Source organism: Streptomyces sp. NPDC031670 (genome assembly GCF_055580545.1).
The window spans coordinates 75,220-82,621 of the sequence record NZ_JBVILC010000030.1 but is presented as its reverse complement, the minus strand read 5'-3'; the positions used below and the strand labels follow the sequence as shown (position 1 = coordinate 82,621).

Sequence of the window (7,402 nt, the reverse complement as noted above, 5' to 3'; positions counted from 1 at the left end):
CCCTGCCTTTGTTGGTGGGTTGCTTTGTGGGAGAAGGGGGGGGGGGGGGGGGGAAGGGGGGGGGGGGGGGGGGGGGGGTGGGGTGTTTTTTCCCCCCCCCCCCCACCGGAAGGGGTGAATGCACGTAACTTTCGCACCCCGGTGGCGTTCCGTCGCGCTACGGGGCGGGAGAGTAACGGAGTGTCAGGCGGCGGCCACCTCACCGAGGTTCTGCTCCGGCGCCTGCTCGCGCAGCTCCTTGCGGGCGGCGCGGCGCACCGCGGCCAGCACCGGATCGACCGTCGGCACGGCCGCGAGGAGCTGCCGCGTGTACGGGTCCTGGGGCGATCCGTACACGTCGTCCACGGCGCCCTCCTCCACGATCCGGCCCCGGCGCATCACCGCGACCCGGTCACTGACCTGCCGGACGACGGCGAGGTCGTGCGCGATGAAGACGAGTCCGAGCCCGAGTTCGCGCTGCAACTCGGCGAGCAGCCCGGTGACATGGGCCTGGGTGGTCACGTCGAGCGCGGACACCGGCTCGTCGCAGACGATCAGCTGCGGTTCGGCCGCGAGCGCGCGGGCGATGCCGACGCGCTGGCGCTGGCCGCCGCTGAACTCGTGCGGGTAGCGGTCGTAGCGGTCGGGGTCGAGGCCGACCCGCTCCAGGAGCTCGCCCACGCGCGCGCGGATGCGCCGCTCGTCCCGTACGCCCGAGGCGCGCAGCGGGTCGGCCACCGACTCACCGATCGAGCGCCGGGGGTTGAGCGAGGCGATCGGGTCCTGGAAGACCATCTGCACGGCCGTGCCGTCGCGGCGGATCGTGCCGGAGGTGGTGTCGAGCAGGCCCACCAGCATCCGGCCGAGCGTCGTCTTGCCGCTGCCGCTCTCCCCGACCACGCCGAGCGTCTCGCCGCGCCGCACGGTGAGCGAGACCCCGTCGACGGCGGTGAACGCCGACTTGCCGCGCCCGAACACCTTGCGCAGGTCGCGCGCTTCGAGCAGCGGCTCACCGGCGGCCGAGGCCTCCGGCCTGGCCGCGTCCAGACGCGGCACCGCCGAGAGCAGTTCCTTGGTGTACGCGGCCTTCGGCGCGCCCAGCACGTCCCGTACGGGTCCGCGCTCGACGGCGCGGCCCCGGCGCATGACCAGGACGTCGTCGACGCTCTCCGCCGCCACGCCCACGTCGTGGGTGACCAGCAGCAGGCCCATCCCGGTCTCCTGGCGCAGCCCGTGCAGCAGGTCGAGGATCTGGGCCTGGACGGTGACGTCGAGGGCGGTGGTCGGCTCGTCCGCGATCAGGAGCCGGGGCTCGCAGGCCAGGGCCATCGCGATGAGGGCGCGCTGGCGCATACCGCCGGAGAACTCGTGCGGGCGCGAGCGCGCCCTGCGGGCGGCGTCGGGGATGCCGACGCGGTCGAGCACCTCCACGGCACGCGCGCGTGCGGCCCGCTTGGTACCGCCCCGGTGCACCCGGTACACCTCGGCGATCTGGTCGCCGATGGCGTAGTACGGGTCGAGGGAGGAGAGCGGGTCCTGGAAGACCATCGCCGCCACTCCCCCGCGCAGCCGCCGCAGTTCGGCGTCGGAGGCCTGCTGGACGTCGGTGCCCGCGACCTTCACGCTCCCCTCGACCAGGGCGCCGGTGCCCCGGTGCAGGCCGAGCAGGGCGTAGGCGGAGGCGCTCTTGCCGGAGCCGGACTCGCCGACGACACCGAGGGCGGCGCCGGGAGCCAGGGTGAAGGAGAGCCCGTCCACGGCCCGGGTTTCGCCGAAGGCGACGGAGAGGCCGGTGACCTCCACCAGGGGCGCGGGGTTCTGCGCCTGGGGCTCGGTCATGACAGCACCACCCGTCGGTCGGCCATCGCGTACAGCGCGTCCGCGACGGCATTGGCCAGTACGACGAAGAACCCGGTCGTCATGACGACGCCGACCACGACGGGCAGGTCGACGTGGCGGACCGAGTCCACCAGGAGCTTGCCGATGCCCTGGATGCCGAAGAGCGACTCGGTGAGCACGGCGCCGCCGAACATGGAGCCCGCGTCCAGGGCGCTGAGCGCGATGACGGGGGCGACCGCGCCGCGCAGGGCGTGCTTGCCGACGATGGCCCGTTCGGTGAGTCCGTACGCCCTAAAGGTGCGCACATGGTCCTCGGCGAGGGTCTCCAGCATGGAGCTGCGCACCAGGCGCGCGTACTTGGCGCTCTCGATCAGGGCCAGCGAGATCCACGGCAGCAGCAGCCCCCAGAACCACTGCTCGGGGTTGTCCGAGAAGGCGGTGTACTGCGGGAACGGCAGCCAGCCGAGCGTCGAGCAGAAGACGATGATCAGCACCAGGCCGATCACGAAGACCGGGGTGGAGAACCCGATGAGCGTGAGACCGGTCAGGGTCCGCTCGACCGTGCCGCCGCGCTTCCACGCGGAGAGCAGGCCGGTGCCGACGCCGAGCACGATCCACAGCACGAACGCGCCGAGGACCAGCGAGCCGGTGACGGGCAGCTTGTTCGAGAGGATGTCGGTGACCGGCGAGTCCTGGCGGTAGGACAGGCCGAGGCAGGGCGCGTCGCAGTGGACGACGCCGACGCCGGAGGAGAAGTCCCGTCCGGCGAAGAGCCCCTGGAGGAAGTGCCAGTACTGGACGTAAAGGGGGTCGCCGAGCTGGAGGCGGTCGTGCACCTGGGCCACCTGGGCCGGGGAGCAGCGCTCGCCGCAGACGATCTGGGCGACGTTGCCGGGAGCGGCGTAGAAGACGAGGTAGACGACGACGGAGAGGGCGAGCAGCACGAAGACCGCGCCGCCGAGCCGCCGCAGCAGGAAGCCCGTCACTTCGTGGCCTCCTTGGGGGATGTGGCGGCGTTCTTGCGGTTCCTGGCGTCCTTGCGGGAGGTGACGCCGACCTTGAGCCGGGAGGCGGCCCTCGGGTCGAGCGCGGTGCGCACGCCCTCGCCGACGACGGTGAGGGAGAGGACGGTCACGAACAGGAAGCCGGCGGGCAGCAGCAGATACGTGGGCGCCGACTGGTACCAGGTGTTGGCCTCGGTCAGCATCTGCCCCCAGGAGGGCGTGGGCGGCTTGATGCCGACGCCGAGGAAGGAGAGCGCCGCCTCGATGGAGACGTTGGCGGGCACCAGCAGCACGCCGTAGGTGATGACGGGCGCGGCGAGCGCGGGCAGCAGCTCGCGCCGGGCGACCGCGAACCGGCCCCAGCCGCTGAGCCGGGCCGCCGAGACGTAGTCCAGGGACTTGAGGCTGAGCGCCGAGGAGCGCACGATCTTGGAGGTGCCGGACCAGCCGACGACCGCGATGACGCCGGTGATCAGGACCGGGCGCGGCACCGAGTCGGGTACGACCGCGATCAGGCCGAGGCCGATGACGAGCAGCGGCAGCGCCACCACCACGTCGGTGAACCGGCTGATGACCTGGTCGGCCCAGCGTCCGCCGAGCGCGGCGAGCAGTCCGAGGCTCACCCCGATCAGCACCTGCACCAGGGTGGCGATGAAGGCGACGCCGAGCGAGACCCGGGCTCCGTAGACGAGCCGGGCGAACAGGTCGCGGCCGGTCTGCGGTTCCACGCCGAGCCAGTGGTCGCCGCTGACGCCGCCGAACGCGCCCTTGGGCACGCCGCCGGCGGCGGAGTCGATCAGGGTCGGGTGGAAGGCGTTGGGGTCCTGCCCCTCCAGGGCGGTGAGCAGGGGCGCGGCGAGCGCAACGAGCACGAGCAGCGCGAAGACGACGGCGGCGACGGTCACGGCGCGCTGGGCGCGCAGCCGCTGCCAGAACTGACGGGCCCCCGAGGCGGGAGCGACCAGGGGGGCCGCTCCCGTCTCCGAGGCCAACAAGGCCTCACTGCTCATGACTACTTGACCGCTACCTGCGAGATGTCGAGCACACCGGTCCAGTCGCTGATGACGACGTTCTTGATGTCCTTGCCGACGAGCCGCTTGTAGACCGGGTGGAAGAGCGGGACCACCACGGCCTGCTCACCGATCTTCTTGTCGAGGGCGCCCCAGCGCGGTGCGGCAGCCGCCAGGTCGGTGAGCTTGTTGATCTCGTCGACCTCCTTGTTGACGGCCGGGTCGTCAAGGAAGCCGGTGTTGAAGTTGGCGCCGTCCTTGACGATCTGGCGGCCGTCGAAGATCGGCGCGAGGAACGGACCGCCGGAGGGCCAGTCGGCGCCCCAGCCGCGCAGGAAGAAGCCGGGCTCCTTCTCGACGCTCTGGATGGTGTCGTTGTAGTCGTTGGCCTCCAGGCCCTGGAGCTTGACCGTGATGCCGGCCTTCTTCAGGGCGTCCTGGAGTGCGGTCGCGACCTCGGGGCCCTTGGGGCCGCCCTTTGCGTTGGTGTGGGTGAGCGTGACGGTCAGACCGTCCGGGTGGCCCGCCTCCTTCAGGAGCTCCTTGGCCTTGGCCGCGTTGCCGGAGTCGCCCGCCGGGAAGAGGTCGAAGTCGGCGTGCCCGAACGCCTTCTGGTTCGGCAGGAAGGTGGTGGCGGGCTCGGCGAGCGAGGAGCCGCCGACCGCGTTGATCACCGAGCTGCGGTCCACGGCGTACGCGATGGCCTGGCGCACCTTCGGGTCGTCGAACGGCTTCACCTTCGGGTTGAAGCCAATGTAGTTGGTGTAGCCGAAGTGGCCGGTGCCCACGCGCGCGGCGAGCGCCTTGTCACCGCCGACCTTGGCGAGCTCGGCCGGGCCGAGGTTGGTGTCGGTGGTGACGGCGGCCGAGTCCGGTCCCTGGGAGGCGGACAGGCGCTGGTTGATGACGGAGGCGTCGATGCCGGAGCGCACGTCGATGCTGTCCGGGTAGGCCTTGCGCTCGGCGTCGGTGGCCTCGGACCAGTTCGGGTTGCGCTCCAGGACCAGGTGCTCGCCGTCGTTCTCGTTCTTGACGACCTTGTACGGGCCGGAGGAGACGGGGTGCGACTCGTACTTGGTGCCGGTGTCCTTGGCCTTGGGGACCGGCGCGAACTGGGTCTGGGTCGCCAGGTACGGGAACTCGCCCTCGGGCTTGTTCAGGTGGAAGACGATGGTCTTGGCGTCGGGCGTCTCGATGGAGGCGAGGCCCTTGCCGCCGTCCTTGTAGGGACCCTCGTACTTGTCGCCGCCGACCAGCCAGTCGCGCAGATAGGGCGCGCCGCCGGAGAGCTCGGCCGCGAAGGACCGCTCGATGCCGTACTTGATGTCGGCCGTCGTGATCGGCGTGCCGTCCTCGTACTTGAGGCCGTCCTTGAGGGTGTACGTCCACACCGTGGCGTCGGCGTTGGGCTTGCCGGTGTCGGTGGCGAGGTCCGGGACGACCTTGGTGCCCTCGGCGCCGGCCTCGCGGTTGCGGGTGGTGAGCGTACGGAACACCAGGGACGGAACGTTTCCGCCGCCGGAGGTGTAGAGCCGCGCCGGGTCGAAGTCGGTCTGCGGCTCGTTGTTGAGGACGGAGAGCGTGCCGCCCTTGGCGGGCTTGGCGTCCGACCCGCCGCCGGCGTTCTTGGCGCCACTGTCGTCGGGGCCGCAGGCGACGGCGCCCACGGCGAGAACCACGGCTATCGCTGCCGCTCTTGCGACGTTTCCGGACATCTGGCGCATCGGAATGAAGACCTCTCGGGGTGACTGCCGGGCAGGGACGAAACGGACGCGGGCGTCTGTCCCGGCCCATGACGACGTCATGGCCTTCGGACAAGAGGGAGTGCTGCGCCCGCGCGGATGAGCAAAGACGGAAGTACCCGGGCGCAGAGAGGAAAAAACTGCGCGCGAGTGGGCGTCAGCAACAGTGAATGTCGGCTACGCAGAGCCCGGTCACGCCGATCAGCGCCAGCTCGATGGCGGCGCGTTCGGGGGTGACGGGGCGGTGCGGCATGTCGAGAACTATGCAAAGCCCCGCTGTCCACTGTCAACCGAGATTGAGACAGTCGTCCCACAGTGTGGACAGCAGGGCCGGACTGGTCTCAACCAGTCGGGTAGACCCATGGGTTGGGACGGCACTTGATCCCGTCTATGTCCAAGGACTTGGTCTGCTGCTGCATCACCGGAGCCAGTGCGCCCGGAGTGCGACAGCTCACATGTCCGTGGCCGAGCCGGTGTCCCACCTCGTGGTTGATGAGCATCTGCCGGTAGGCGAACATCGCCTGCGCCCCGAAGGTCTCCGAGCCCTGCGCCCAGCGGAACGCGTTGATCATCACGCGCTCGGTGGCGGCCGAGTCGCAGGAGACGTTCTCCTCGGTCACGTCCAGCTCGGACTTGGCGCACCAGGTCCCGGTGGTGCCGGGGCTCGCCAGGGTCACCACGAAGTCGGGCTTGCCGGAGGAGACGCGTTCGAAGGTCTTCGCCCCGTCGTGCGCCCAGCTGCGGTCGTCGTTGAGGGTCTTCTGCACGGCCTCCGCGAAGAGGGCGCCGTCCAGTTCGAGGCCCTTCTCGATGTCCACCCGGTAGCGGTACTTGCGCCCCTTGCCCGGCGCCGCCGCGAATCCGGGCACCACCTCGAACTCGCCGGAACCTTTCAGCTTGGGGTCGATCGGGTACTGCAGGGCCATCTTCTGCTCGAACGTGGCGGGCTTGGCCGGGGCCGCCTGCTGGGGCGTCGAGCGGTCCTTGGAGCGGGAGGCCGGCCCCTCGTCCGCGCGGCCGTTCCCGTCGGCGGCCACCGCGCCGGCGCGGTGGCCGTCGTCGGAGGTGACCTGGCCGGCCACCACGACCGCGAGCACGGTGGTGACGGCCGCGGCGGCGATCCCGGTGAGCGTACGGCCCTTGACGGACCGGCCCTTTTGGGCGGTCTTCCGCTCGTCCTCCGGCTCGGCCCGCTCGGGGGCCGGGGCGGGAGCGGGAGCGGGTACGGCGGCCGGTCGCGCCGCGGTGGGCGCGGGAACGATCCTGCGCTGCTCGCCCGTGTCGGCCACCACCATCCGGCGGCGGGAGCCGGTGCCCGTCGGGTCCGGCCGGTGCGGGGCGCCCGGGTCGGCGGGAGCGGCCGTGGCCCCGGGGTGGGTGCCGGTGTCCGTGGCCGCGGCGCGGTGGCCGCCGGTGTCCGCCGGACCGGCCACGCGGTGCGTGCCGGTGTCCGTCCACCCGGCGCCGTCGAAGGCGTCCACGTACTCGCGCCGGGGTCCCGGTATTCGGACACCGGGACCGGGGCGCGCCGGAGCGCCGGCGCCGGGCGCCGGGGTCTCGCCCCAGCCGCCACCGCCCTCGTGGTGCTCGGGGTGGCCGCCGCGGACCGGCACGCCGTGCGCGGGGGTGGTGCCGCCCTGGTGCGGGGCGGAGGTGCCCGCAACCGGCCGGCTCCGCGGCAGCGGACCGGTCGTCGGGCCGTCGGCGCGGCGGCGTCTGCCCGCCGGCTGCGCGCCCTCCGCCACGGGCTGGGGCCCGGTGGCGTCGGCGCTTCGGGTGGCTTCGGGAGTGCCCGCGGCGCCCCTGGGTCGGCTGTGTCGTCCCACGC

General features: G+C 72.0%; 6 protein-coding genes. All 6 read right to left on the bottom strand.

Going from position 1 to position 7,402, the window contains the following annotated elements; all coding sequences use genetic code 11:
* Window positions 1–183: 183 nt before the first annotated feature.
* Window positions 184–1,818, bottom strand: coding sequence for a dipeptide ABC transporter ATP-binding protein (locus tag ACZ5ID_RS34150; RefSeq protein ID WP_468905907.1), 1,635 nt, complete (start codon window positions 1,816–1,818; stop codon window positions 184–186).
* On the bottom strand, window positions 1,815–2,804 hold the full coding sequence (locus tag ACZ5ID_RS34145) for an ABC transporter permease (protein ID WP_468905904.1): 990 nt from the start codon (window positions 2,802–2,804) through the stop codon (window positions 1,815–1,817). The genes ACZ5ID_RS34150 and ACZ5ID_RS34145 overlap by 4 nt, the downstream gene beginning before the upstream one ends.
* A complete protein-coding gene (locus ACZ5ID_RS34140) occupies window positions 2,801–3,832 on the bottom strand; it encodes an ABC transporter permease (RefSeq protein WP_468905901.1) in 1,032 nt (343 codons plus the stop codon). The genes ACZ5ID_RS34145 and ACZ5ID_RS34140 overlap by 4 nt, the downstream gene beginning before the upstream one ends.
* A gap of 2 nt (window positions 3,833–3,834) precedes the next feature.
* A complete protein-coding gene (locus tag ACZ5ID_RS34135; protein WP_468905899.1) occupies window positions 3,835–5,556 on the bottom strand; it encodes an ABC transporter substrate-binding protein in 1,722 nt (573 codons plus the stop codon).
* 175 nt (window positions 5,557–5,731) lie between these two features.
* Window positions 5,732–5,827 carry an Ms4533A family Cys-rich leader peptide gene (locus ACZ5ID_RS34130; protein WP_361387202.1) on the bottom strand — a complete coding sequence of 32 codons (96 nt, stop codon included), beginning with the start codon at window positions 5,825–5,827 and terminating at the stop codon, window positions 5,732–5,734.
* 88 nt (window positions 5,828–5,915) lie between these two features.
* On the bottom strand, window positions 5,916–7,400 hold the full coding sequence (locus ACZ5ID_RS34125) for a DUF3152 domain-containing protein (protein ID WP_468905896.1): 1,485 nt from the start codon (window positions 7,398–7,400) through the stop codon (window positions 5,916–5,918).
* Between the last annotated feature and the right edge of the window lie 2 nt (window positions 7,401–7,402).